The organism is Spirosoma profusum (assembly GCF_014699005.1).
GTDB classification, from domain to species: domain Bacteria; phylum Bacteroidota; class Bacteroidia; order Cytophagales; family Spirosomataceae; genus Spirosoma; species Spirosoma profusum.
The window spans coordinates 353,397-378,998 of record NZ_JACWZY010000003.1 but is presented as its reverse complement, the minus strand read 5'-3'; the positions used below and the strand labels follow the sequence as shown (position 1 = coordinate 378,998).

Annotated in this window: 18 protein-coding genes; 9 read left to right on the top strand and 9 right to left on the bottom strand. The window is 48.2% G+C overall.

Annotated elements, in window-relative coordinates; all coding sequences use genetic code 11:
• Nucleotides 1–169: 169 nt before the first annotated feature.
• The 3 genes from aspS (at nt 170) to IC229_RS06280 (ending at nt 10,541) form a co-directional block, all read left to right on the top strand.
• A complete protein-coding gene (aspS, locus tag IC229_RS06290) occupies nt 170–1,939 on the top strand; it encodes an aspartate--tRNA ligase (RefSeq protein ID WP_190886080.1) in 1,770 nt (589 codons plus the stop codon).
• 280 nt (nt 1,940–2,219) lie between these two features.
• Nucleotides 2,220–5,195, top strand: a complete 2,976-nt coding sequence (locus IC229_RS06285; protein WP_190886079.1) for a sialate O-acetylesterase — start codon at nt 2,220–2,222, stop codon at nt 5,193–5,195.
• Nucleotides 5,196–5,333: 138 nt separating this feature from the next.
• On the top strand, nt 5,334–10,541 hold the full coding sequence (locus IC229_RS06280; protein WP_190886078.1) for a DUF11 domain-containing protein: 5,208 nt from the start codon (nt 5,334–5,336) through the stop codon (nt 10,539–10,541).
• A gap of 78 nt (nt 10,542–10,619) precedes the next feature.
• Here IC229_RS06280 and galU read toward each other — a convergent pair whose 3' ends face one another.
• The 4 genes from galU to IC229_RS06260 all read right to left on the bottom strand — a co-directional run bounded on the left by galU (nt 10,620) and on the right by IC229_RS06260 (nt 13,792).
• Entirely contained in the window at nt 10,620–11,489 is an 870-nt protein-coding gene (galU, locus tag IC229_RS06275; RefSeq protein ID WP_190886077.1) for a UTP--glucose-1-phosphate uridylyltransferase GalU, read from the bottom strand.
• Nucleotides 11,490–11,601: 112 nt separating this feature from the next.
• Entirely contained in the window at nt 11,602–12,597 is a 996-nt protein-coding gene (locus tag IC229_RS06270; RefSeq protein WP_190886076.1) for a mevalonate kinase family protein, read from the bottom strand.
• 155 nt (nt 12,598–12,752) lie between these two features.
• Nucleotides 12,753–13,223: a hypothetical protein gene (locus IC229_RS06265; protein ID WP_190886075.1), complete on the bottom strand. Its 471-nt coding sequence runs from the start codon at nt 13,221–13,223 to the stop codon at nt 12,753–12,755.
• Nucleotides 13,224–13,420: 197 nt separating this feature from the next.
• A complete protein-coding gene (locus tag IC229_RS06260; RefSeq protein WP_190886074.1) occupies nt 13,421–13,792 on the bottom strand; it encodes a helix-turn-helix domain-containing protein in 372 nt (123 codons plus the stop codon).
• A gap of 290 nt (nt 13,793–14,082) precedes the next feature.
• Here IC229_RS06260 and IC229_RS06255 point away from each other — a divergent pair, with 290 nt between their 5' ends.
• From IC229_RS06255 to IC229_RS06245, 3 genes are all read left to right on the top strand, one after another.
• Nucleotides 14,083–14,721: a hypothetical protein gene (locus tag IC229_RS06255; protein WP_190886073.1), complete on the top strand. Its 639-nt coding sequence runs from the start codon at nt 14,083–14,085 to the stop codon at nt 14,719–14,721.
• Between the two features lie 80 nt (nt 14,722–14,801).
• Complete coding sequence (locus tag IC229_RS06250; RefSeq protein WP_190886072.1) at nt 14,802–15,599, top strand: PD-(D/E)XK nuclease-like domain-containing protein; 798 nt, start codon at nt 14,802–14,804, stop codon at nt 15,597–15,599.
• A 62-nt stretch (nt 15,600–15,661) separates the two neighbouring features.
• Entirely contained in the window at nt 15,662–16,009 is a 348-nt protein-coding gene (locus tag IC229_RS06245; RefSeq protein WP_190886071.1) for a hypothetical protein, read from the top strand.
• 26 nt (nt 16,010–16,035) lie between these two features.
• Here the strand turns inward: IC229_RS06245 and IC229_RS06240 are convergent, their stop codons facing one another.
• Entirely contained in the window at nt 16,036–17,289 is a 1,254-nt protein-coding gene (locus IC229_RS06240) for a peroxiredoxin family protein (RefSeq protein WP_190886070.1), read from the bottom strand.
• A gap of 135 nt (nt 17,290–17,424) precedes the next feature.
• Here IC229_RS06240 and rsmH point away from each other — a divergent pair, with 135 nt between their 5' ends.
• A complete protein-coding gene (gene rsmH / locus IC229_RS06235; protein WP_190886069.1) occupies nt 17,425–18,330 on the top strand; it encodes a 16S rRNA (cytosine(1402)-N(4))-methyltransferase RsmH in 906 nt (301 codons plus the stop codon).
• 11 nt (nt 18,331–18,341) lie between these two features.
• Here the strand turns inward: rsmH and IC229_RS06230 are convergent, their stop codons facing one another.
• The gene (locus IC229_RS06230) at nt 18,342–19,703 is read right to left on the bottom strand and encodes a PrsW family glutamic-type intramembrane protease (RefSeq protein ID WP_190886068.1); all 1,362 of its coding nucleotides are present in this window, start codon (nt 19,701–19,703) and stop codon (nt 18,342–18,344) included.
• A 169-nt stretch (nt 19,704–19,872) separates the two neighbouring features.
• On the opposite strand from IC229_RS06230, the gene IC229_RS06225 reads away from it, so the two are divergent.
• Nucleotides 19,873–20,346 carry a hypothetical protein gene (locus IC229_RS06225; protein WP_190886067.1) on the top strand — a complete coding sequence of 158 codons (474 nt, stop codon included), beginning with the start codon at nt 19,873–19,875 and terminating at the stop codon, nt 20,344–20,346.
• A 71-nt stretch (nt 20,347–20,417) separates the two neighbouring features.
• On the opposite strand, the gene IC229_RS06220 is transcribed toward IC229_RS06225, so the two are convergent.
• A complete protein-coding gene (locus IC229_RS06220) occupies nt 20,418–21,218 on the bottom strand; it encodes a hypothetical protein (RefSeq protein ID WP_190886066.1) in 801 nt (266 codons plus the stop codon).
• 222 nt (nt 21,219–21,440) lie between these two features.
• Between IC229_RS06220 and IC229_RS06215 the strand changes: the two genes are divergently transcribed.
• Complete coding sequence (locus tag IC229_RS06215; RefSeq protein WP_190886065.1) at nt 21,441–22,982, top strand: YifB family Mg chelatase-like AAA ATPase; 1,542 nt, start codon at nt 21,441–21,443, stop codon at nt 22,980–22,982.
• Nucleotides 22,983–22,997: 15 nt separating this feature from the next.
• Here the strand turns inward: IC229_RS06215 and IC229_RS06210 are convergent, their stop codons facing one another.
• On the bottom strand, nt 22,998–23,546 hold the full coding sequence (locus IC229_RS06210) for an RNA 2'-phosphotransferase (RefSeq protein ID WP_190886064.1): 549 nt from the start codon (nt 23,544–23,546) through the stop codon (nt 22,998–23,000).
• Between the two features lie 6 nt (nt 23,547–23,552).
• Nucleotides 23,553–25,448 carry a YgiQ family radical SAM protein gene (locus IC229_RS06205; RefSeq protein ID WP_190886063.1) on the bottom strand — a complete coding sequence of 632 codons (1,896 nt, stop codon included), beginning with the start codon at nt 25,446–25,448 and terminating at the stop codon, nt 23,553–23,555.
• Between the last annotated feature and the right edge of the window lie 154 nt (nt 25,449–25,602).

Here is a 25,602-nt window from a genome sequence, read left to right as displayed (position 1 = left end):
CCTAAAGGGGAGTTCAGGGGTTAAAGCGACCCTAAAAGATACAGAGTGACTCAACGCTTACCTTGCCCATTGTCACCGGAGTCCGTACCTTTGCGGCAGAATTTAAAGAGTGAATGAGCGAAAGTGCAATACGCCGACGCAACACTTTTCACTCTTTCACTCATTAATCATGCTGCGTACTCACACTTGCGGAGAACTCCGCCTTACGAATGCCAACACAACGGCCACACTAACAGGCTGGGTACAAACCATCCGCGATAAAGGAGGAGTGCTCTGGATTGATCTCCGCGATCGTTACGGCATCACGCAACTTTTGCTGGAAGATGGCCAGACGGCTCCCGAACTATTCACGATTGCGCGGTCGCTGGGACGCGAATTTGTGCTCAAGGCCACCGGAACTATTATTGAGCGAAAGTCCAAAAATCCGAATCTTCCGACAGGCGATATTGAACTGAAAGTCACGGCGTTGGAGATATTGAATCCGGCCAAATTACCACCTTTCCTGATCGATGACGAAACCGACGGGGGCGATGATCTCCGCATGAAATACCGTTACCTCGACCTGCGTCGTAATCCGGTTCGGCGAAATCTTGAGCTACGGCATCGCATGGCGCAGCAGACCCGGCTGTACATGGATGGGCAGGATTTCATTGAAGTCGAAACGCCGGTTCTTATTAAATCGACGCCCGAAGGCGCCCGTGATTTTGTGGTGCCCAGTCGTATGAATCCGGGTGAATTTTACGCCCTCCCCCAATCGCCACAGACGTTCAAGCAGTTACTGATGGTGTCCGGATTTGACCGATACTATCAGATTGTCAAGTGTTTTCGCGACGAAGATCTTCGCGCCGACCGCCAGCCGGAGTTCACACAAATCGACTGTGAGATGTCGTTTGTGGAGCAGGAAGATATTTTGAATATGTTCGAAGGATTGATTCGGCACTTGTTCAAAGCCGTAAAAGGAATCGACCTGGCCGACGTACCGCGCATGACCTATGCCGACGCCATGAAATTTTACGGTTCCGATAAGCCCGACACCCGCTTCGACATGAAGTTTGTCGAATTGAAAGGTACGTTCGATACGGTGGATTTGACTTCAGGTAAAGGCTTCGGGGTGTTCGATTCGGCGGAGTTGGTCGTAGGTATCAACGCGCCCGGTTGCGCCCACTATACCCGGAAACAAATTGACGAATTGACCGATTGGGTAAAACGTCCGCAGATTGGCGCTAAAGGGCTTATCTACGTTCGCTACAATGAAGATGGAACACTCAAATCGTCGGTCGATAAATTTTATTCAGAAGAAGATTTGCAGAAATGGGCCATCCAGTTTGGCGCTAAACCTGGCGATCTGATGCTGATTATTTCGGGTGATGCGGCAAAAGCCCGGAAGCAGCTGAGCGAACTTCGCCTGGAAATGGGAAGTCGGCTTGGGTTTCGTGATCCGAACGTATTCAGTTCGTTGTGGGTGCTTGATTTCCCGCTGCTCGAATACGGTGAAGAAGAAAGTCGCTGGTTTGCCATGCACCACCCGTTCACTTCGCCCAAACCCGAAGATATTTCGCTACTCGAAACGGATTTAGGTGCCGTACGGGCCAACGCCTACGACATGGTGATCAACGGAACCGAAGTGGGTGGCGGCTCTATTCGGATTTTCAACCGGGAGTTGCAGGCCCGTATGTTTAGCATTTTGGGTTTCTCAGACGAGGAAGCTAAATCACAGTTCGGATTCCTGATGGATGCATTCGAATTTGGGGCTCCTCCCCACGGCGGAATCGCTTTTGGTTTCGACCGACTGTGTTCCATTTTCGGGGGCGAAAACTCCATTCGCGATTTCATCGCCTTCCCGAAAAATAACTCTGGTCGTGATGTCATGATTGATTCGCCATCTGTCATCAGTCAGGCGCAATTAGATGAATTAAAAATAAAAACTGCTGCTAAATAAGACTGATTTAGATTTGTATTGCGATTAAAATGAGCTCAATTTCCAAAGAATTGGGCTCATTTTTTGGTAAAAAAGGGTATTCTAACCGTCCGTAATTCGTCCGATATGTAATTCTGGGAAAATTTATCTGTCGGCCAAAACGACATAAAATCAGGGACATAACGTATCCATTTGAAGCCTAATTATTTGCTGGTGAATGACATATTGCTTTGATGTAAACTCTTTCACATAAAAATTGCACTAACTTTCTGATTCGGTTCTGCCAACACCATTCACGCCTATGAAAAAATATCTACGACTCCTGTTGTTGGTTTATTGGTTATGCCCACTCAGTTCAATTGCGCAAATTGTCATTACGAGTCCGGTACCTCGGATGGTTTTTCAACGTAATCTAGCCAACCAGGGTACTATTCTTGTTGCCGGAACAATCCCTACAGGTGCCAATGGGGTTGAAGCACGCGTCGTTCCGCTGGCTAGTGGGCAGGGTGAAGTGACCGCATGGACGCCTTTGCAAATACTCCCCAATTCATCGGCGTTTCGCGGAAATATAACCGCAAAGGCAGGTTTTTATCGACTGGATGTGCGCGCCAAGTCGGGTTCATCGGTCACAGCAGGTACCTCAGTGAATCGGATTGGTGTGGGCGAGGTATTCATTGTGGCTGGTCAATCGAACAATTATGGTGGCTTTCAACGGGTCCAGAGTTCCGTTGAGGATCGCGTCTCATCAATTGATATTCAACTCGATAGTATAAGTGACCAATTACTACCACTACGTTTCAGCAACATCAGTTATGGCACCGCCATTGGCCCCAGTCAGCCGCCCCATTTGTGGGGCATGTTGGGCGATAAGCTTGTTCAGCGTCTGAACGTACCGGTTATGTTTCTGGGGGCATCGTTGGGTGCTACGTCCAGTAGTCAGTGGCAGCAGTCGGCTGCGGGAAACATTGGAACAACGCCACAAACGTCAGTCTATCGGCAATTGGGAACCGTACTGCTTCACTACGTATCACGAACGGGGGCTCGTGCCGTACTCTGGCACCAGGGCGAAAGTGATAATTTTTCTGATCAACCAACGTATTACAACAACATTCAATACGTCATTCAGAAAAGTCGTCAGCAGGTTCATGGTAATCAGTTACCCTGGGTAGTATCACGGGCCAGTTATATTCTGGGACAAACAAATCCGGCTGTCATTGCAGCTCAGAATCAGCTCATTGCTAATGTACCCAGTGTTTACGCTGGCCCTTCTACGGATGACATCCTGGGCCCTACGTATCGGCCTGATGACATCCATATGAAAGGCCCTGGATTAATCGAATTTACGAATCGGTGGGATCAGAGCCTGTCTGCGTCTTTTTTCCAGAATGCCGTTCCATACTTACCAAACGATGCGTCGGCGCTGATTACCAGTGGATATACATTACCCATAACTCGTCGACCGGGCGAAGTTATTACGGCAGCTTCGATACGTAACGTACCGCAGGAACCAGATAATCAGTTTTTTGTCCAGATTGTCCGCACCAGCGATGGACAGACGGTTTATGAATCGGCGCCAACTACGTCCAATCCGATTATGGTAACCTTACCGGCCAATCTGCCCGAGGGACAATACCAATTCCGAACGGTTTCAACGCATCCAGTTATTGTAGGTACGTTGAGTGAACCGTTTGTGGCGAGCCAGTCATCTCCCGTTTCACCATTGCCCCCTGTTTTGCAACAAGCGACTGGTGGTGGCACGGCTGATCCGGTTATTCGTCGATTCGGTTATCGTTACGAAACAGAAAGTCATGGTTTTTACGCGATGGTGCAGGCTACGGCACCAGTAGAGGTACGTATTGAACGTATTGACGGTGGTGGTTTCAGCGATTCGGGCTGGAACGTAGCACCGTCCATCTCGGAGGCTCCAGACTACGTTGAGTTTGCCGATTTCAACTACATACGTAACTATCCTCCTATCTCGGGTGGAGTTGGTGGGGTTGAACCTACAGGGCGATATCGGTATTCAGTACGTCGTCAGGGCGATTCGGGGCCCGGCCTGTGGTATGATCTTCGATTTTTGGGCAGACGTAACATTCTGTATTATCCGATGGAACCGACGGCCCCCATACCACCCGTGGTGACGATTACCGACGTACCTTCGTCCTGTGTCAGTGGTTCATTTAACGTATCTTTTGTTGTAACTGACGGAGCCGTAAATGGTGGTAATATGTTTACCGTTCGGCTCTCCGACGCCAACGGTTCCTTTGCTAACGAAACCACCGTCGGCTCAGGAACAGGAAGCCCTATTGCCGTTACGTTGCCTTCATCCTTGCCCATCGGTTCAAACTATCGCGTTCGGGTCCTGGCTTCGAATCCGGAGTTAGCTAGTGCGCCCAGTGCGGCATTTGCGTTATGCTCGGGTGCCGATTTGTCAATAACCATGCGTCTTGGCAATCGTACGCCCGCCGTTGAACAACCGATCGACGTAACAATAACCTTGACAAACAGTGGACCGTTGGCAGCCGAAAATGTAGCGATCCAGAGCTTATTACCCAATGGTCTCGAATTTATCAATACGTCTTCTCCCGCTGTCAATGGAGCGGGTAATACGGTTAACATCAGTGCGGGAAGCATAGCGCCGGTGATGAGTATTCCATATATGTTTCAGGTTAAGACAACCCAGCCGGGAACCTTTTTTGCTACGTCTCAGATCACTAGCAGCAATCAGATTGACCCTGATAGTCAGCCTAATTCGGGCACCGGCGATGGACAGGATGATGCTGCTACGGTAGATTTGCGTACGCTGACTGGCTTTGATACATATTATGCGTATTCCCCTAATCCCAATCAGACACCCCTCCCGCCCGTACAAACAAATCCGCCCCCCACAAATCCCAGTAAATCCGACCTCAGCCTTAGTATAATCGCCAGTAAGCTTCTGGTGTTGGCCAGTGAGCCGATTCAATTACAGCTGTCGGTTAGCAATCGGGGCGGAGTTACTGCCAATTCGGTATCGGTCCAGACTCAGCTGCCTGCTGGTTGGCAGCTACTTAATCCGGCGGGTTTTACCGTCAATGGCCAAACGATAACAGGCACCATCGGTTCGATTCCAGTTGGACAGAAGGGAACTTTGACACTATCCGTTCAGCCGAGTAGTGGTGGTATTGTTATGGCTCAAATTGCCGGAAGCAACCCCGCCGATGACGACTCAACGCCTGGCAATGGCTATCAGAATGGCGAAGATGACGAAGCCGCGATAACAATTTTAATGAAATAGACGACGGCGAAGATGCCATAAGGACATTTTGAGACTGTGGGATTTATAGGCAAATAGTAAACTATTTACAGTCACTAATTTAAGAAGAATTTGTAACTTGCTAAGGCTAATTAAGTACAGTTCCGTAGCTTGTTATTTATGCCCTTTTCTACTGCTTATCGGCTACTAGCCGTTGTTTTGTTTTCGCTTTCCGTTACCCTTGTATCAGCTCAGTCCCAACCCTTCGACACCCTTCGACGTATCGCAGAAGACGAGTATCGTCGATTAGTTGACCCAGCTTTAGACACCATCCCGTACGAACGTCTGGAAGCAGCCCGCCAGCAATTAAGAAATCGCCCGGCCGCACAGACCAATAGTGCCATCCCGAACGTAATGTGGCAGGAACGTGGCCCCAGCAACATAGCCGGCCGCACGCGTGCGCTCATGTTCGACCTGAACGACCCAGCCCGCAAGAAAGTCTGGGCGGGGAGTTTAAGCGGTGGACTGTGGTACACCAACGACATCACCGACGCCAACGCTACGTGGACACCAGTAAGTGATACGTGGGAAAACACCGTCATCACCGCCCTTGCCGCCGACCCCTCGAACCCACAGGTGATGTACGCAGGTACTGGCGATACGTATGATGGCCTGGCTGGAGGTGGCATCTGGAAAACAACCAATGGCGGTGTTACGTGGACACGCCTGAGCAGCAGTATTCCCGGCGGTAACTATCCGGGTGTGAATCAGGGCTTATCATATATTCAGCGGATTGTGGTTAACAGCACTGGAAAAGTGTTTGTGGCTACCCGATATGGCATTGTGCAGTCGAGCAATGGCGGCACAAGCTGGAGTTACGCTCTGGCACCAGGCCAGTTGATTGGCGTAGGTGGTCTTGGCGGCAATTATTCCAACGACAACGTAACAGACCTGGAAATCGGCTCGGATGGTATTTTGTATGCCGGTTTCAATCCTAGTCGTGTTTTCAAGTCAAACGATGCTACGGGTACGAGTTGGACTGAAATTACTCCGCCCGGTTCCACAGGTGGACTTCGCACAGAGCTGGCATTGGCCTCTTCTACTTCAGGGACGAATCAGGTTATTTACGGTGTTTCGCACGCTTATAATTCTCCAAACTTCACGCAAGATTTACGCTGGTTCAAGAAAAGCATTAATGGTGGAGCTTCCTGGACCGATATAGCGGTCCCCGTTGCTTCGTCCAGCAGTTTTTTTACGAATGGAAATGGATATTATAACTTAGCATTGTCAGTCCATCCGACCGATCCTAATTATGTTTACGCGGGTGGTGTTTACTGGCATCGCTCTAGTGATGGTGGATCGACCTGGAGTTCTGCCCTCCATCCTAACTCTAGTTCATACCAAAATCTGCTGCTGTTTCAACCGGGTGGCACGGGGGTTGCGCTCAGCAGTAACCAAGGCATTGAGTGGTCGCCCGATTGGGGAAATAATCCTCAGCCAGCTCCCACAGTTATAAACCGAAATTCAGGTTACCGATCGAGTAGCTTTTATTCAGTAGCCATGAAGGCTACACCTGGAAACGCTTATTTGGTAGGCGGCACACGTGGAATAGGAACTGTAAAAGTGCCCAACCCAAATCTATCGACTGGAAGTAGCGTTGTCAATAGCGGCAACGATGGTGGATACGCATTTGTTGACGAAGACGATCCAACCATCCAGGTTTTGGCCTCCTACTACGGAAGCTATTACCTGTCTAATGGAAATAGCTGGACATACATTGCAGGTACTTCTGCCACATCTAATAACCCGACCGAGTACGATAGTCAATCCAATACACTCTATGCCTACGATTACGTCAATGGCTATTCAATCCGTAAAATAACCGGTATTGGCGGTACAACCAGTTCCACCACGTTACCGCTTTCCGGTTTAAACAATACGCCTTCCTTTTTTAAGCTCAGCCCCGATAAGCAGTCGTTATTTGTGGGAACTTCTGGTGGTCATATTTATAAGGTAACTAACCTGAATCAGACTACTCCTAATGTTACGTCGCTTAGCAACAATACGTACCTACAAAATGGTGTCGTTTCCTGTATCGATGTGGGCGTAGATGATAACGAACTGCTTGTTACGTATTCCAATTTTGGTGTTAAATCGGTTTGGTATACGAGCACGAACGGCAATATCTGGCTCAGTAAAGATGAACCGGGACATGGCTTGCCAGATATCCCGGTTCGTTACGCCATTTTCAATCCGCAAAACCGGCTACAGGTTTTGCTAGCGACTGAACTAGGCGTATGGTCTACCACTGATATTACGTCGTCAAATCCTGACTGGGCTCCAACGAACAATGGCATTGGAAACTATCGAGTAAATATGTTGAAGTATCGCCCTTCCGATGGCCGCATCGCAGCCGCTACGTTCGGGCGCGGCCTCTATACAACCGACGCTTTCGCTGTTTCTTATACGTTACCCACCATCGCCATAACGGCTTTTTCTAACGCTACGCTCTGTGCGGGTAATACGTTCAACGTATCATTCACCACGTCAGGTCCAGGCTTTGGAAACGGAAATAGGTTTGATGTGTGGCTATCTGACGCCAACGGCAACTTTACAAACGCTCAAAAACTCAGCAGTGGTGTTTCCAGCCCTATTTCGGTAACACTGCCAAGTGGATCAAGTGCATTTTCTTACGGGACTAATTATCGGGTGAAAATTATTGCTACAAATCCGGAAGTTGAGAGTTCAATAAGTGATGCGCTGGCGATTGGCAATTTAACTTCTGCTTATGTATTTGACCGACGAGCAAGCAGCTACGGTGGAGCAACCGTTTGTACGGGTAGTTCCGTTCGGCTAAACCCTGCTCTTTACACGTATAATAATTTAGCGACCAACGGCGCTGATTCTTATCAGTGGCTTTTAAATGACAGTCCTGTCAGCGGTGAAGTCTCGTCTACGCATCTCGCTCAACAGGCTGGTGTTTACAAAGTTATAATCAGGCAGGCAGGCTGCACGGTTACGTCCGGTCAATATAATCTGAGCTTTTCGACCTCTGTCTTCGCTAGTTTGATTTCGCCGATTGGCGAAGTTCCCCAATGCGCCGACAGCCCTGTAACGATAAATAATTACTACGTTGGTGAACCCGCCAGCTTTCAGTGGAAGCGGGACAATGTCGATATTGTCGGCGCTACTAGTTATACCTATACCGCGAATCAGACAGGCCGATATAGTGTCAGGGTCGTAGATGGGAGTTGTGCTGTCACATCATCACCCATTTATCTTCAGTTTGGATCGTCACTCTACGCCCATTTAGCCCCTCCCACTGATTCACTTTATTGTACAGGCTTAAACGCTATCGCCTATCTTAATTCCGGGCTGTCTTACGGATTTAATAATCACTCTATTCAATGGTTTCGTAATGGAACAGCCATCACTACATTAGCTCCTTTGACATCAAACAATAGCTATCAGTATGCCTATCAATCAGGAGTATATTCTTTTGTGCTGAAACAGGGGGCTTGTGAAACACGAAGCAATTCAGTCGCAGTTTCGCTGGTAGACCAGCTCAAAGTAAGCATTTCGTATGGTTTTAGCAGTAAAGCGATTTGTTCAGGAGAAACGCGCTGGCTGTACTCTAGTATTAACAATGGCAGTTTCCAGTGGCAGCGGGATGGCGTAGATATTCCCGGCGCAACCAATTCGGGTTATGCAGTTACGACTTCAGGAAGCTATACATTACGGATTACGAGAGGCTCTTGTTCGGCCACATCTGAGCCGGTATCGCTTACCTTTTCCAATACGACTACGCCCAGAATTCAGGTAATAGAGGCCTGTAGCGCAGCATACTTATCTACTAATAGTAATGGTGAGTTTAGCGGATACCAATATCAATGGTATCGCAATGGAATACTGGTTAACGGCGTCACAGCAAGTATTTACTACACAAGTCAATCTGGGACTTACACGGTGCGTATTACGAATGGAAGTGGAGGCTGTACTGGCTTATCGAAGGAAGTTTATGTAGGAACTACCGCGGCAACAAAACCGATTGTTAACGTAATGAATCAACGGAAACACTTATGCCCCAACAACAGCATACAGTTAAGTGCCACTAATTACGCATTCGGCAACCCGCAATGGAAACGTAACGGTGTCATTATACCCAACGCAACCAGTTCACCGTTTTACGCTACCCAATCTGGTGTCTATTCCGTCGTGACTCAGTACGGTTCCTGCCAGGTTGAATCTGATCCGGTTGAAGTAAAAATTGGTGAACCGACGACTGCTACGTTGAGCGGAAATGCGGTGGTGAGTGCGGGGCAGTCGGCGCAGTTGCCTGTTACGTTTACGGGGCCAGCTCCGTGGGCGTTTACGCTCACGAACGGGCAGTCAGTGACCGCTACGTATCAGAATCCGTATCTGGTTTCGGTAACACCCACAGCAACAACAACGTATCAACTGGCGTCCGTGGCAAATGCGTGCGGTTTGGGTGCTACGTCCGGGCAGGGCAACGTAGTGGTGGGTACGGGCAGTGCCGACGTATCACTGAATATGGTGGTCAACAACAAAGTGCCGAAGGTTGGCGACGTAGTAACCTATACGCTGCAAGCCAGCAACGCCGGCCCAGATAATGCACAGGGTGTTCAATTAAAAAGTGTGCTTCCGGCCGGATTAGCTTTTGTGAGCAGTAGTTCGCCGGGGGTAAGTTTTGCCAACGGCGTCGTAAGCGCCAACCTCGGGACAGTTAATGCTAATAGTCTGTCATCTATCAGTTTCGACGCTACGCCCACGCAACTTGGTGGCCTCGCTACGTCGGCGCAAATCACCGCCAGCCAAACACCCGACTCCGATAGCCAGCCTAATTCGGGCACGGGTGATGGCCAGGACGATGCGTCCACCATCGATATACGTACTACAGACGACAACTTCTTCTCGGCATCGGCCAACCCGAATCAGGTACCACTACCCGTCGTTTCAGGTAATCAACCGACCACTGATGCTAACACCGCCGACCTGAGCTTACTGGCGAAAGTGGATAAAGTAACGCCAGTAGCTTCCGAGCTTGTCACCACAACGCTGACGGTTAGCAACCGGGGTGGGTCGTCAGCGGCTTCGGTAGTTGTGCAGGTTGTATTGCCAAACGGTACGTTCAGTTCGCAAAGCCCGGCGGGCTGGATTCAGGTGAATGGGCAGACCTATAAAGCGTTTATCAACACGCTGCCCGCCGGAAAATCCGCTACGTTATCATTGAAGTGGCAACCTGCCGGTAGCGGTACCATCCAGGCACAGCTTATCGACGCCGACGTAGCAGACCCAGACTCAACGCCGGGCAATGGCTACCAGAATGGGGAAGATGACGAAGCTAGTGCTAGTGTGAAAGTGCGTTAGAAGCATATGGCAAAAGGGGTAAGGGCATAGGGAAAGCGAACTCTGGCCCTATGGTCTTACCCCTTTGCCCTAATAGCCTTACTCCCCTTTACGCAATATTTCCTCCAGAAAAGCCCGAAACTTATCGGCAAATTCAGGGCGTTTGAGGGCAAATTCTACTGTTGTTTTCAGGAAATCAAGTTTGTTGCCAATGTCGTGACGTTTCCCTTCGATGCGGTGGGCGTACAGGTTTTCGCGTTTGAGCAGCAGCAACATGGCGTCGGTCAACTGAATCTCATTGTTTTTACCAGCAGGCGTCTGTTCCAGCATCGAAAAAATTTCGGGTGTCAGAATGTATCGTCCGGCAATAGCCAGATTAGACGGAGCTTCGTTAACAGAAGGTTTCTCGACCAGCGTTTCCAGTTCCAGAATTCGGTCGCTTATCGATCTCCCGCCTACAATTCCGTACCGATTCACTTTGTCGTGAGGTACTTCTTCTACCGCAATTACGGAGCATCCATACTGATCGTGGGTATCAATAAGTTGTTGCGTTACCGGAATCACAGCGTCCATGATGGTATCGCCTAACAGGACTGCAAAGGGCTCATTGCCAACATGATGGCGAGCATACCGAATAGCATCCCCCAGCCCATTCAGTTCGCGCTGACGAACGTAGTGCAGGTTCGCCATGTCCGAAAGCCGACGCATTTCATCCAGCAATAACTGGTCTTCTTTTTCTTCGAGACGGGTTTCGAGTTCATAATTCCGGTCGAAGTGATCTTCAATGGCACGCTTTCCTTTACCGGTAATAATCAGAATATCTTCAATACCCGAATCAACGGCTTCCTGCACGACGTATTGAATCGTAGGCCGGTCAATAATCGGAAGCATTTCTTTAGGTTGTGCCTTAGTGGCAGGCAAAAACCGGGTTCCAAGTCCGGCAGCAGGGATAATGGCTTTTTTGATCATAATTAAAGAGTGAAAGAGCGAACGACCGGGCCGCCGGAGCGGTGAAAGAGCGAAAATCATTCGGCGTAAAAGCGTCCGGCAGATACTTTCGCTCGTTCACTCTTTCGCTAAATTATACTACAAACGGCTTTATAACGCGGGCGTTTATTTTTCGGAGTTCGACAAAGAGTCGGTTCAGCATGGCATCGTCGCGGTAAATGCCAATGATGGAGCCGCCTGAGCCGGTAAAGGAAGCCGATGCACCACAGGCACGGGCGGCTTCGATGAGGCTGCGGTTGCGGTCGCTTATATTGAATATCGTCGAGCGCAGATCAAAATTACGATTGACCAGTTCGTTGAGCCGGTCAATGTTGTGCTGCTGAATGGCTTCCTGGCCCTGACGTGCTACGTCGGCAATGGCGTTCAGGGTGTCAACAACCAGCGGCTCGCCTTGTAACCAACGCGCCCGAACATCACTATGGACGCGACCCGATTGCTTCCCAAGGTCGGTATTGTAAGCAATATAAAGTTTGGGCAGCAGACGCGGGTCAATGGGTTCATAATCGCCGTGTCCCTGCTTTTCCATGATCGAACGGTCGAAATCCATGTAAACGCAACCTTCATAACACTGAATTACCCGGTCCTGCAAACCCGCCGTAATGCCTAGTTCTTCGGTTTCGGTAGCCAGCACCAGATTAGGAAGAATGGGTTGCGGTATCTCGACCCCATAAAACTGCATGAGCGCCCGGAACGTAGCAACAATGATAGCGCTCGACCCCGATAACCCAACCTGACGCGGAATTGACGTTCGGTAACGTATCGAAAAGTTCTGATTGGGCAACCGGATGTTTTCGGTTTCGCAGTATTCGGCAAATTTCTTGATGGCTGCTTTCAGCAACGGAACACCGCCGTGATAGCCAAGCGTACTGACGGCGTCGCGCAGATGATGCAGGCTTCTGAAACTGTTCGTGTCCTGCGCTTGCGGTTCAACGTTCAGTTCTGGCGAGGGGTACAACGTAACGGACGCCCCAAAGTTGCGTACGGAAATAGCAATGGTTTTACCAAAAAAACCGTCGGACGGGTTACCGAGCAAACCCGCCCGCGCATAAGCACGGGTTTCGATGAGCACAATACGAAGGCAGCGGGAATCTGCCGGATTAACTGAAATAAAAAGCAAGTTTACAAAAGAAATGCCAGTAAGAGGTCGCGAAGCTTATTGCCCGGCCAAATAAAAAACGGTCAAGTTTTCACCTGACCGTTTTTTAGAACAAATTTATACTCAGCTTACTGAGGTGTTTCCTTGTCTTTACCCGTGTATCCTACATCGTGTGGATCGTAGCCCGCATTCGGATTATCGCCCTCTTCGAGATACGTAGCGTCGCCCCGGTGCAGCAGCGCATCATCGGATGGGTTCTCGGCTACTTCGTTCAGTTTCGAAGCGGCTTCATCACTCATCAGTTGTCCTTTCGGTACGTCCGAAATGGCATCGGCGTCAACGTCCCACTGCTGCGTACCACCCAGACTAGCGCCATGCGGTTCGCCTACGCGACCTTTATCTTGATTGGCTTCACGGGTTTCATAGGTTTCATTACGTCGTTCAGAATCCAAATCCATGCCCGACGTACCACCTTCATACGTGTTATTACCAACCCCACCCGATTCGCGACCAAAGTCGGAATCGCCGTGTTGACTGGGATCATGTGAATAAAACTCAGGATCTACTTTATCTGGATCGAATGGTGATGTAGTTGCCATAACGTTTGGTGTTTTTCAGACTATAACCTGAAAGTGAGGGCGGTTGTTTACGAAAAAAGCCCCTCCGGTAAGAAGGGGCTGGTTGAGGTAGGTTAAGAAAACGTTGATTTACACGTAAAATTGATCTTCGTTCTGGTACTTTGACAATAAATATATGCATTCAATTCATTTGTCGCAACATCCTGATACGTTATTTTCTAATTACCCTTCCTTACTAAGGCGGTCAACTCGGCTAGTAGCTGGTCGTTCGTGGCCTGTAGCACGGTCATTCGTTCATTAAGCTGAAAGAGCAAATACTCTACATTTCGCAGCCGTTCTTCAGTTGTAATGGCCGCCGAAGGTGAGCTAAGTATCTTGAACATGAGCCCTTCACCACGTAACAGCCAGTCGGCGTTGACCTGCGGATAGGCCATCAGAATTTTCTCGATGGTATCGTAACTCGGCTTCAGTCGCCCGTGAAGAATATGGTAGACTTTTTCGCCCCGGCGTTCACCTAATTTTCGGGCAAACTCAAGGACGCTAACATCAAGGGCATCAATTAATTCCTGAAGTCGGAGTTGAATCGTCATAGTTATGTATCGCGAAAAATTGGCAAAAAAATTTTCAGTTTTCCGAAAAAATTTTCAGAAGGTAGTGAAGGTACCTCGAAACGGCCCAGATTACCCTCTGAATCTCAGTCACCTACCAATCACGCTGCCATTTTACACAAAAATGAGTAAAAAACTACGACTAAACTTACAAAACGGGCTTGTTTTTTACATGAATTTGTGTAATTTTAAGTCAATAAACACAACCCTGTAAAAAGGCAAAAGGGACCGCAACATGGGTCCCCTGCTTGAACAGTAAACAACAAATACTAATGAACACACAAAACAAAAACCAACTTTCGACAATTCAAAGCGTTGACGCACTGAAACCGTATCAAAAGATTCACGAATTGACAGGAGAAGTAGTCAATAAGTATAAATATTTGGAAGGACATCCACGTCAATATCGGTTCGATGCGAAGGAAGGCGTGTTCAACATCAATGGTTCCGAGAAGCTGGGCCGTACCCTTACCTTTCAGCCGATTGCCTGGCGCATCTTTACGGATAACATCCTGAATATGGGTACTAAAAACTGGGCTGAAATCTTTTTTATCGATGAGAAAAACTGCGTATCGGCCATTCTTTTCCACGGCTATTCCGTCGATAATATTTTCCGGCTCATCGAACCGCTTTATTACGACGATCAGACGCTGTCCGACGTAGTGATTACGGCTGTGGCCGAGAAAAAAGAAAACACGAAGGTGCAGCCCAAAGGAGTTTACTATATCGCTACGTTCTCCTACAAAATTGGCGACGTAGAGAAAACCGTAGAACTCAAGCAGTTTGCGCAGGATGTAAAAATCTTCCGGCAGGAAACGCTAACGGATATTGCCAACATCAAAACGGCTATGAACTACTACAATCCGTTTGTTCATGCAGTTGAAGACCCGGAACTACTTCCGGCAGGCTAATCATCTGATCCAACGTATTGTACGTAACGTATCACTGCTACGTCGGCGATACGTTACGTCGTTCTTTAAATTTCTTTTCGATGCTATCTCCAACGGTATATACAAATTCAGTTCAGCCGATTGCTACACCCGGCGATGCGTACCGCGCCTTACCGCGCGTGTCGAATTCCGATCTGACCCGGCTGAAAGAAGAACATCTGGGCTATTGGTCGGTGCCCTCGGCGCGATTTATTGGTGAGAAAACAAAGGTATTTGGACGAGCTTTTCACCAGCATCTGCTCGAACCCGAATCGATAGGAACGGTTATTCAACAATTATTGCCCGATATGGTCGACTCTTCAGATCAGCCTGGATTGGATGGATTATCGCTGGCGCAGGCTGAGCAGTTAGCAGCATTGATGCGTACGATAAAGCAAGATACGTTCTGCCACCGTTACCTGCGAATGTCGGAGCGGGAACGTATCGTTTTATCGACAGACCCTGTTACGAGCGTTGCTTGTAAAGCTCGCCTAGACATGATTTATACAAGTCCTAAACGACGTAACGCGCTGGTGATTGATGTAAAAACGACGTCGGCCCGAACACAGGCACAGTTTCTGGAATCGTGCTATACATACGATTATGACCGACAAGCCGCTTTTTACGTCGATAGCCTACGTAATGCCGACAATCAGGAGTGGGCATCGACACGCCAGTTTCGGTTTGTATTTATTGGCGTGATGAAACAACGTCCGCACCGCCTGTTTGCTGTCGATGCTACGTCGATTCCTGGCTTTATCGACTACGGTCGGAAGAAATATCGTTTCTGGCTCCGAAAATGGCGGGAAGAGCAGGAAAGCACCGTGCTTTCCGCACCCGCCTGGAGTATGACAGCATAGGGCATGGGATAAAGGGGATAGTTCACCCTATGCCCTTTGCAAAAATTTTAAACAACAATGTTATGAACGCTTCAATTATCACCCTCAGCCCGGCTTCGCTTCATTTCAACTGGGGCACCGATGGACTGGTGCTTTGGATTGAGGAATTAGATGGTACCGACAATGTAGCAGATCAGTTGCCGGAAGTTTTAGAACGTATTGGTTTTGCCGTTGAACTTCAAACCGGCTGGGATCACCGAACCGACGCTGCTACGTTGCACCCGATTTACGGTTACCGGATTTTGCTACGTGATGCATCCGGTCGCTGGAACGCCATCCGAACCGACGAACACGGCCATCTCACCGAGTTGATCCCGCTCGAAGAGATGGATTATGAAATTGCCTACGAAAAAGTGATGTGGCTGGAGTAGACTGGCAATAATGCTCATTTGCCCTTCTACTCCGCCAATAATTTATCCATCAGGCGATTGAACTCATCAACGTACTGTTCGTAGTATTTACCAGTTCCTGGCCCGGAGAAGCCCGTATGAATGTGACGAACCTGGCCTTTTTTGTCGATGAAGATGGTCGTTGGGAAAGCGACGACGGCATTCAGGTCTGGAAGGGCTTTGGATGCCTGTGCTTTATCGTTCGTACCGGCTAAAGCAATGGGATAATCAAGTTTAAAACGCTGCTTCATCCGTTCGATTTTCGGTCCTGATACGGCCATCTCCGCCGACCGCTCGAACGCCAGCCCTAACACTTCTACCCCCCGTTGCTTATTTTTTTGGTACCACGGACTCAGGAAATTCGTTTCGTCCATGCAGTTTGGGCACCACGTTCCCAAAATTTGCACAATTGTTACTTTCCCCTTAAATCGTGGGTCGGTTAGTGAAACGGTTTTGCCATTGGGTTCCGGAAATGATACGTTTAATGTATTCTTACCTGGTTTCAGGTACGTTAGTTTGGCTGGATCAGGTAATTCAGTGCTCGGGTCGAAACGAGCGGTCCAGGGTTCGTAACTGGAAATACCTGCCCATAGGCCACCAGTAAGGGTTTTGGTAGCTGGATTGTGTTTGGCTTTGAACAAATAAACGTGCGACCCGTCGAAGCAGGATAGAAACAGACTATCGCCCACTACGTTGCCTTCAAGATAGCGATAATCGCCCGTTGGTGTTAAAAACGTTCCGAGGACTTTGCTTCCTTTCTGCTCGAAAACGCCTACCGCATTCACTGTATCCACTTTCCCGGTTTTGCTCCCAAAGTCGGTGGCCCATTTTCCAGTGAGGTTGGCAGTTGTTGGCTTTTCATCAGGCGTAAACCGATACGTCTGACCGAACTGGGCTTCGAACGGTAAAGTTTGTACAGACTGCCCTACACGTCGGCGTCGGTATACACCCCGGAGCGTATTACCATCTATCTTTGCAACCAATTCTGACTCAAACAGAGTCATCGGAATACGTAACGAGTCGCCTTGTAACGTAGCAGCGTCCATCGGTAAGCGCTCCTGGCCATTCAAGGCAAACACGGTGTATGTTTTGGCATCGCCCGGCGCAGGTTGAATATCCAGCCCGAACGGCAGCGGACCGCCGGGCGTTTTCAGAAAAGCGCGATACGTTCCAGGCTTAAACGTGGCCGATGCTGGCTGGCAGGAAGACACCGTTGGCCACACCAGAAACTGGAGCACGAGCAGAGGAAAAATTTTTTTCATGATATTGATAATGCAGGTTGTATGGGAATGTATGATGTAGGATATATAATGTATGATAGCTTTGTTCAGCAAGAATACATTATATATCCTATATCATACATTTGAAACACTACGTAACAGTCCATTAGTTTCTGAATGAGCGATTACCACGAACCCGTTTTATTACAAGCCTGTATTGATGGGCTAAATCTACAACCTGGCGGTACCTACGTCGACGTTACGTTCGGTGGCGGTGGGCATACCCGCGCCATTCTGAATCAATTAGAAGCCGGTCGGGTGTTTGGTTTCGACCAGGATGCCGACGCCAAAGCCAATGCACAGGCCATCGGCGACCCACGTCTGACATTTGTCGCGGCCAACTTCCGAAACATCAAACGCTACCTGCGCCTGTACAAATCCGAACAGGTCGACGGTATTCTGGCGGATTTGGGCATTTCGTCGCACCAGATTGATACACCCGAACGTGGTTTCTCGACCCGTTTCGATGCCGACCTCGATATGCGTATGAACCAGAACGCCGACCGAACGGCGAGTCAGATCGTGAATGAATATTCGGAAGCCGACCTACACCGGATTCTGGGCATGTATGGCGAAATAACCAACGCCCGTACAGCCGCCGGCGCTCTGGTGTCGGCTCGTTCGAATCGCTCCATTAAAACAGTGAATGACTTGAAAGCCGCTCTGCAACGGCAGGCACCGCGTGGTAAAGAAAATAAATATTTCGCGCAGGTGTTTCAGGCGTTACGTATCGAAGTAAACGAAGAATTGCAGGTGCTGGAAGAATTTCTTCAACTAGTCCCCGACGTATTGAAACCGGGCGGGCGACTGGTGGTGATGTCGTATCATTCGCTGGAAGACCGTTTGGTGAAAAACTTCATCAACAAAGGCAAGTTTCAGGGCGAGGTGGAGAAAGATTTGTTCGGCAACGAACTGAAACCGCTACGTGCCATCACCCGCAAACCCATCGAAGCCACGCCTGACGAGATTTCCCGAAATCCACGCGCACGTAGCGCCAAACTACGTATCGCCGAAAAACTGTAGCGAACGTAGCATCAGGCCGTTGGTGCCGGTTGCAGTACAGCCTCCTGAGCCTTTTTAATCTGTTTTAGCCCGCTTTGAATGGTGCCCAGTACCATAATCCAGGCAATTGTACCGAGTATCAACTGCTTGGTTGGGATGAACCAGATTACCGGAAAAATGGGAAAATCAAATGGCGCATTCCAAACCATGTGCAGCAGCATTACTGCGATAAACGTCCGCAGGAAGCGGGGGTCTTTCAGCATGTCCCATTCAAATTTGCCTTCGCCTTTCACGCGCCAGATTGCCGCTGCCGTAATGGCCGTCCAGACCACGTGACTAAATGGAGCTAGTAGACCTCTCAGAAAAATATTACTGATAGCTGACCCAAACCCGCCCTGCAAGAGCACCACAAATGCATAGCCTGCCGATTCGAAAGCGGCAAAACCCGTTCCAACGGCCGCTCCGAACAATAAGCCGTTCAGAATCCAGTGGTACTGGTTTTTGTTCCGCATCAGCATCAGCACCGCCAGCAACTTACCCGACTCCTCTACGATACCTGCACTTGAAGCGCCCAGAAACGTACCAAGCAAGGCTGTATTACTGAAGAAAAACAGTGAAATCAGCAGTGATACCATCCCCCCCAAAAACAATAATTTGATGGTTTGATAGAGGGATATATTCTGCGGAGCATTCATTTCCCAGAAAAAAATCAGGCTGGCAAACGGCACCGCAAACGAGCCAACAAAGAGCAATCCGGGAATTAGTAACTCGTTTCGAAACTGCGTTACTGCTACGTACAACGTAATAAACAATAGTATCGCGCTACCCCCAAATCGAAGAAAAAGCCAGGGTTGAGGCCAGTGCGAGGCAATTGTACCGACAACGGGCGTAGTGGCGCGGGTGCCTACCGTAAAGGCATTTTCGATATCTTCATCAGTACGTTTTTCGCCTATTTTGGCAAAAATACTTTTCATGCTGAAATCGCTATCCAACGTATCGACGCCGGTTAACGTACTAATCCGGTTGACGGAGCTTGAGAAATCAAGATTCGCAAACGGGTTACCGGAGCCTGAATCTGTTGAATCGGATTTAACTCGAAGCCGCCAATGCGAGGAACCGATACGTAAATCGGCAGCCGGATTAAGCTCTCCCGTTGTTACGTTACGTCCGTTCAACTCAACGGGTTCACCGTTAATCGTTTGAAAGTAAACGTTTTGGCCGTCGTATAAAATAGATAAATGTTGTTCAGCCGTTTGCGGATCGACTAGGGGAATATTTGACTCCGGATTACGTCCCAGAACCAAACGAGTTTGCGGAAGCAGAATAGCTGTTCGGCCTTCGTCGGGTCCACTAATACACTCAAAAACTGGTTGCCGATTCAACGTAGGAGTCATTAGGTAGAAGAGTTTGTTTTGTTCGAAAATAAGCAGAATGTTGAAATACACTACGTTGCTTATCTCCTTTTCATCCAACAATCGTCTAGCCTGAAAACAAATAATAAAATGGATATGTTAATAAACTAATTATTGTTTTTAATTGACAAGAGTGCAAATATTGGTTAAGATGAAAATTGTCTTGTTTCTGGCCGGTTTATTGTTATGGTTAGGAGATTACTCCGTTGCCTTTTCCCAAGAGAAGCAAATACCAATGACCGTACATGTACGGTCATCAACTGATGATAAAAAAAGCGATAGTACGTTGAGCGCTTATGGACGTATTACTGTTTACAATGATAGCATTACGACAGCTATGATGAGTGACACAGTCTATTTGCGAAATCTGACAGGAAACTATTTGTATGGAGGAGTAGGGCCGGAAGCAGCGGTTGTTAAGCTAACTATTTTAAAAACACTACGTATTGATATTCCTCAGGAGGGTGAATATGAATTTATACCAATTACACCTACTTTATTTGACCTAAAAGGACAGGATAATCTTAGAGTACTTTTTTTTATAGACGGGCAGGGAATATCAAGAGCTATAAATATTATCTATAAAGACAAAAGTAAAATACAGGTTAACGCTGTCAAAAAATAGTGAATTTACAAGACCAGTACGCAAAAGACACTCCTTTCATTTGCGAAAGGAGTGTCTTTTGCGTACTGGTCTTATTGCGGCTCAATGTAGTAGTCACGCTGAATTCCACCAGGGCCATTCATTTGAATCATCCCACTACCGTAAGCACTATGTAAGTTGACCGAAAAGTTTGTATAAAGTACTCCAGTCTGTGAAAGTGTAGTCTGTGTACTGTTCTCGTACTGTAAACCTACATTAATACCTGTACCATCAACTTCACCGCTACCACCTACATTAGTAGCAAATGTGTTAGTTGTTTGAACGCTCGACGTATATTGCATATTTGCGATTACAGTCATTTGCCCATTAGCATAATTAGCGGCAGCTGGTGAATAATTAGTCCAAACTGTATTCCCGGTATTACCATATACAGTGGCACCAACACTTACGACATCACCCGTACTGATTTTATACTGCACAGTAAGCGATAAATGAACCACTTGTCCATTTAGTAAAAAGGGGACATCGACTCTCATTGATGCAAGATCACCCTCGTCAAATTCATCAGGTACACATGGGTCCCAAGGGCTGCTATGACAACCACCATCAGCCACTTTTGCTGCACCTCTAGGAATGAGTTTATTACGATCCTTAAGTAGTTTGTAAATAGATGGATTCTCACCATTTCTTACCATGTACCGCAGGTAGTCCCAGGTTACTCTCGTTTTGGGCTTTTTCTTTTCCTGAGCTGCTTGACGTCGAGATGAGACTGGCAGTACATCTTCTGTAATCTGTGCAGAATTACGTGTACAACCCATCAAGAGAGTTAATATCACAATCAACTTCGTGAACCATGTGGTTGGAATTCGCAGAAACAAATAGTTACCTCTCATGATTGAAAAATGATTAAAAGTGATAAAATTGGACTTTGGATAGTTTAACTTATACAATTACTCTTCGATTTATTATTTTTATTTTAATATACTTAACTGTAAACAAATTGCCATGAATAGGTATTTTTAACTATGTATTTTATTTCCTGACGAATTACCTTTTATCAATTACTCGTCTATAGCTTTGTCAACTAGTTTCTTTTCCTTTTATCGTACCCGTTTATGTTAGCCAAAACCTTTGGCGCTGCCGTATATGGCGTAAATGCGAGCATTATTACTATTGAAGTTATCGTGGGCCAGGGACTTCATTTTAACATGGTTGGCCTACCCGACAGTGCCGTGAAAGAAAGCGAACAGCGGGTCGAAGCCTCCCTCAAGTTTTTTGGCTACCGAATGCCTCGCCAGAAAGTCGTCGTCAATCTGGCTCCCGCCGACATTCGCAAAGAAGGTTCGGCTTACGATTTGCCGATAGCCCTTTGCGTATTACAGGCATCCGAACAGATAACCACCCAGCGCAGCCTTGAAGACTATGTTATCATGGGCGAACTATCCCTCGACGGTACGTTACGTCCCATCAAAGGTGTGTTACCCATTGCCATCGAAGCACGAAAACAGGGCTATAAAGGGTTTATTCTCCCGGCCGAAAATGCGCAGGAAGCGGCTATCGTCAATAACCTGGATGTGATTGGCGTAACGAACATGCAGGATGCGGTCGAATTTTTTGAAGGGAAAAAAGAGATTACGCCCGTAGTGAGCGACACCCGTGATTTATTTCTGTCGCAGGTTAACGCGTACGAAGCCGATTTTTCGCACGTACAGGGACAGGAAAATATTAAACGGGCGATGGAAATTGCTGCTGCCGGTGGACACAACGTCATCATGATTGGGCCACCGGGTGCAGGCAAAACCATGCTGGCGAAACGATTACCCAGCATTTTACCTCCGCTCACCCTGCAGGAAGCTTTAGAAACCACAAAAATTCATTCGGTAGCGGGTAAACTTGGTACGCGAGCCAATCTGATGGCAACCCGCCCTTACCGATCTCCTCACCACACCATTTCCGATGCCGCTTTGGTGGGTGGCGGCAGTTTTCCGCAACCGGGCGAAATATCGTTGGCGCACAATGGTGTACTATTTCTGGATGAATTGCCGGAGTTTAAACGGTCGGCGCTAGAGGTAATGCGTCAGCCACTCGAAGACCGGAAGGTGAGCATCTCGCGGGCCAAATGGGCGGTGGAATTTCCGGCAAGTTTTATGCTCATTGCCAGCATGAATCCCTGTCCCTGTGGCTACTACAATCACCCCGAAAAAGAATGCGTCTGCGGACCGGGCGTGGTTCAGAAATACCTGGCGAAAATCAGCGGGCCCCTCCTCGACCGTATCGATTTACACGTTGAAGTGACGCCCGTATCATTCGACCAGATGACCGCTAATCGACCCGCCGAACCCAGCGAAGTCATCCGCGAGCGGGTAATTCGGGCACGGGAACGCCAGACAGCCCGTTTCGCCGACCATCCGGGCATATACAGCAATGCCATGATGCCCTCTCAGATGGTGAAAGAGGTGTGCGCCATCAACGACGCGGGTCGCGCTCTGCTCAAAACCGCTATGATACGTCTGGGTTTATCGGCCCGCGCTTACGACCGAATTCTGAAAGTAGCACGTACCATCGCCGACTTAGCAGGTAGTGATGAAATCAAAATTGAGCACCTGGCCGAAGCAATTCAGTACCGGAGTTTAGATCGGGAGAATTGGGCGGGGTGAAATTGGCGAGGATACCTATTCGTGAATGATGTATGAAGCTGGCACAGAATCGGTAAGCCAAACCCCATTCTCAGATTGATAGAAAACGTGACCGTTTGCTTTCATCTCGCCAGCTTTTATAGTCAGCACGATCGGTTTTCCATGGCGGCTTCCCACGGTATGAGCCGTTTGCTCTTCACTGCTTAAATGAACATGGTGGCGATTCATCTTTTTTAAGCCTTCCGTCAGAATAATGTCCAAAAACCGCGTAGCTGTACCATGATATAGATGTTGGGGTGGCTGCTTTTCAGTATACCCCAAATCAACCTGAATCGAATGGCCCTGATTGGCTCGAATCCGTTTCTCGTCCGGGCTAAACGCGAATCGTTTTTTATTATTTGTTTCTACAATATACCGGAGCTGATCACGGTCAACGCGAAACCCGTTGCCAGCTAATTTTATCAGCAGTGTATCAACATCGGTCCAGCCATTTTTATCGAGCGTAACACCAATCTTTTCGGGCTTATGACGTAGCACTAAGCTCAATAGTTTACTGATACGTTGTGTTTCGCTATCAGTCATCATTTTCTTTTAACGCTTCTTACTTCTTGTATAATTTCGGTTGTATTTCGTCTTGCTCCCGTTTTCTTTCTTCGGACTTCCCAATAATTTATCCGCTAAATCCGGGCGGTTAAGTTTGTTCAGTCGGTTCCGAATCCAGTCTTTGTATTCGGGCTTATACCAGAAGAAATAACGGTTTTGCGCCTGTTTCTCGTCGCGGGTTTTGGCTGTTTTGACGGGCTTCAGCGTGTAGGGGTGAACGCCGGAATAGTAAATCACTTCGGCTACTGTCATGGGCGTGGGCGTAAAATCCTGCACCTGTTCGAGCTGGAAACCCATATCCTTAGTTTCGGCGGCAAGGTTCGCCATGTCCTGCTCCTCGCAGCCGGGGTGCGACGAAATAAAATATGGAATCAGGGGCTGCTTGAGGTTGTGTTTCTCCTGAATCTGGTCGTATTTCTTTTTGAACAACTTGAAATACTTGAACGATGGTTTCCGCATAATCCGCAACGTATCATCGGCGGTGTGTTCAGGGGCTACTTTCAACCTTCCTGATACGTGTCGCGTAGTCAGTTGCTCCAGGTATTCATCGTGGTTGCCGTCTTCGTTATTTTTGTTGAAATCATCGACCAGTAAATCATAGCGAACGCCCGAACCTACGAACGCTTTTTTGATTTTCGGATTCGCATCAACCTTCCGATACAGTTCCGTCAGCGGCTTGTGCGACGTATCGAGGTTGGAGCAAATAACCGGGTGAATACAGCTCGGACTCTGGCAGCGGGCGCAGATCGACTCATCTTTGCCTTTCATCTTGTACATGTTCGCCGACGGCCCGCCCAAATCAGAAATATAGCCTTTAAACTCAGGATGTTTCGTGATTTCCTCGACCTCTTTCAGTACCGACGTTTCACTACGTGACGCAATAAATTTCCCTTGGTGGGCCGAAATCGTGCAAAAACTACAGCCGCCAAAACAACCCCGGTGCATGTTGACCGAGAACTTAATCATGTCGTAAGCCGGAATCGGCCCACGCTTTTTGTATTTCGGGTGCGGCATACGAGTGTACGGCAAATCGAACGATTTATCGACTTCGGCCTCATCCATCGTCTTAAACGGCGGATTAATTACCAGTACCTGATTACCAACCTGTTGCGTAATACGATTCGCCTGCCACTTATTCGACTCTACCTCAACAATTTTGAAGTTAGCCGCGTACTTAATTTTGTCTTCCAGGCACACCTCATGGCTAGCCAGCTCGACGGTATTCCAGTTGTTGTAATCACGTAGTGGCGTACTGGCGTTGTGCAGAAAAGACACCTGATTAATGTTCCGCATCGACGAAAACGGTACGTTCTTCCGAACCAGTTTCAGGATTTCGCGGAGGGGTTGTTCGCCCATGCCATACACCAGCATATCAGCCCCGGAATCGACCAGAATCGACGGCATCAATTTGTCCTGCCAATAGTCATAATGCGTCACCCGACGTAGTGAAGCCTCGATACCACCGAGCAGCACCGGTACGTCCGGGTAGAGCGTTTTCAGGATATTGGAATACACAATCGTAGCGTAGTCAGGCCGGAAACCCGCTTCGCCACCGGGCGTATATGAATCGTTGGAACGTAGTCGTTTGTTGGCCGTGTAGTGATTCACCATCGAATCCATACAGCCCGCCGTAACGCCAAAAAAGTATTTTGGCCGACCAAATTTCTTGAAATCGCGCAGGTCGTCTTTCCAGTTGGGCTGAGCAATAATCGCCACTCGAAAGCCTTCGCTTTCCATGATACGTCCGATAACAGCCGTCCCAAAGGCCGGATGGTCGACGTAGGCATCCCCCGATACCAGCACAATATCTACTTCATCCCAGCCTCGTTTTTCAACTTCCTGTTTCGTCAGAGGCAACCAATCGGTTAGGGGTCTTTCTGTCATGATCGATAATCTACGTTAATGAATAATGCAAAATGGATAATGAATCGCCTTGATTATCAATTCATTTTTCTTTACCACTTATTCACTATTCGTTCGTTAGATACTGTTTGAAAACCACCGAAACGCCGAAATGATTCATCTTTTTGCCTGATAA

Coding starts and splice junctions, on each gene's coding strand:
- aspS (WP_190886080.1), top strand. CDS start 170: ATGCTGCGTACTCACACTTGCGGAGAACTCCGCCTTACGAATGCCAAC.
- IC229_RS06285 (WP_190886079.1), top strand. CDS start 2,220: ATGAAAAAATATCTACGACTCCTGTTGTTGGTTTATTGGTTATGCCCA.
- IC229_RS06280 (WP_190886078.1), top strand. CDS start 5,334: ATGCCCTTTTCTACTGCTTATCGGCTACTAGCCGTTGTTTTGTTTTCG.
- galU (WP_190886077.1), bottom strand. CDS start 11,489: ATGATCAAAAAAGCCATTATCCCTGCTGCCGGACTTGGAACCCGGTTT.
- IC229_RS06265 (WP_190886075.1), bottom strand. CDS start 13,223: ATGGCAACTACATCACCATTCGATCCAGATAAAGTAGATCCTGAGTTT.
- IC229_RS06260 (WP_190886074.1), bottom strand. CDS start 13,792: ATGACGATTCAACTCCGACTTCAGGAATTAATTGATGCCCTTGATGTT.
- IC229_RS06255 (WP_190886073.1), top strand. CDS start 14,083: ATGAACACACAAAACAAAAACCAACTTTCGACAATTCAAAGCGTTGAC.
- IC229_RS06250 (WP_190886072.1), top strand. CDS start 14,802: ATGCTATCTCCAACGGTATATACAAATTCAGTTCAGCCGATTGCTACA.
- IC229_RS06245 (WP_190886071.1), top strand. CDS start 15,662: ATGAACGCTTCAATTATCACCCTCAGCCCGGCTTCGCTTCATTTCAAC.
- IC229_RS06240 (WP_190886070.1), bottom strand. CDS start 17,289: ATGAAAAAAATTTTTCCTCTGCTCGTGCTCCAGTTTCTGGTGTGGCCA.
- rsmH (WP_190886069.1), top strand. CDS start 17,425: ATGAGCGATTACCACGAACCCGTTTTATTACAAGCCTGTATTGATGGG.
- IC229_RS06230 (WP_190886068.1), bottom strand. CDS start 19,703: ATGACTCCTACGTTGAATCGGCAACCAGTTTTTGAGTGTATTAGTGGA.
- IC229_RS06225 (WP_190886067.1), top strand. CDS start 19,873: ATGAAAATTGTCTTGTTTCTGGCCGGTTTATTGTTATGGTTAGGAGAT.
- IC229_RS06220 (WP_190886066.1), bottom strand. CDS start 21,218: ATGAGAGGTAACTATTTGTTTCTGCGAATTCCAACCACATGGTTCACG.
- IC229_RS06215 (WP_190886065.1), top strand. CDS start 21,441: ATGTTAGCCAAAACCTTTGGCGCTGCCGTATATGGCGTAAATGCGAGC.
- IC229_RS06210 (WP_190886064.1), bottom strand. CDS start 23,546: ATGATGACTGATAGCGAAACACAACGTATCAGTAAACTATTGAGCTTA.
- IC229_RS06205 (WP_190886063.1), bottom strand. CDS start 25,448: ATGACAGAAAGACCCCTAACCGATTGGTTGCCTCTGACGAAACAGGAA.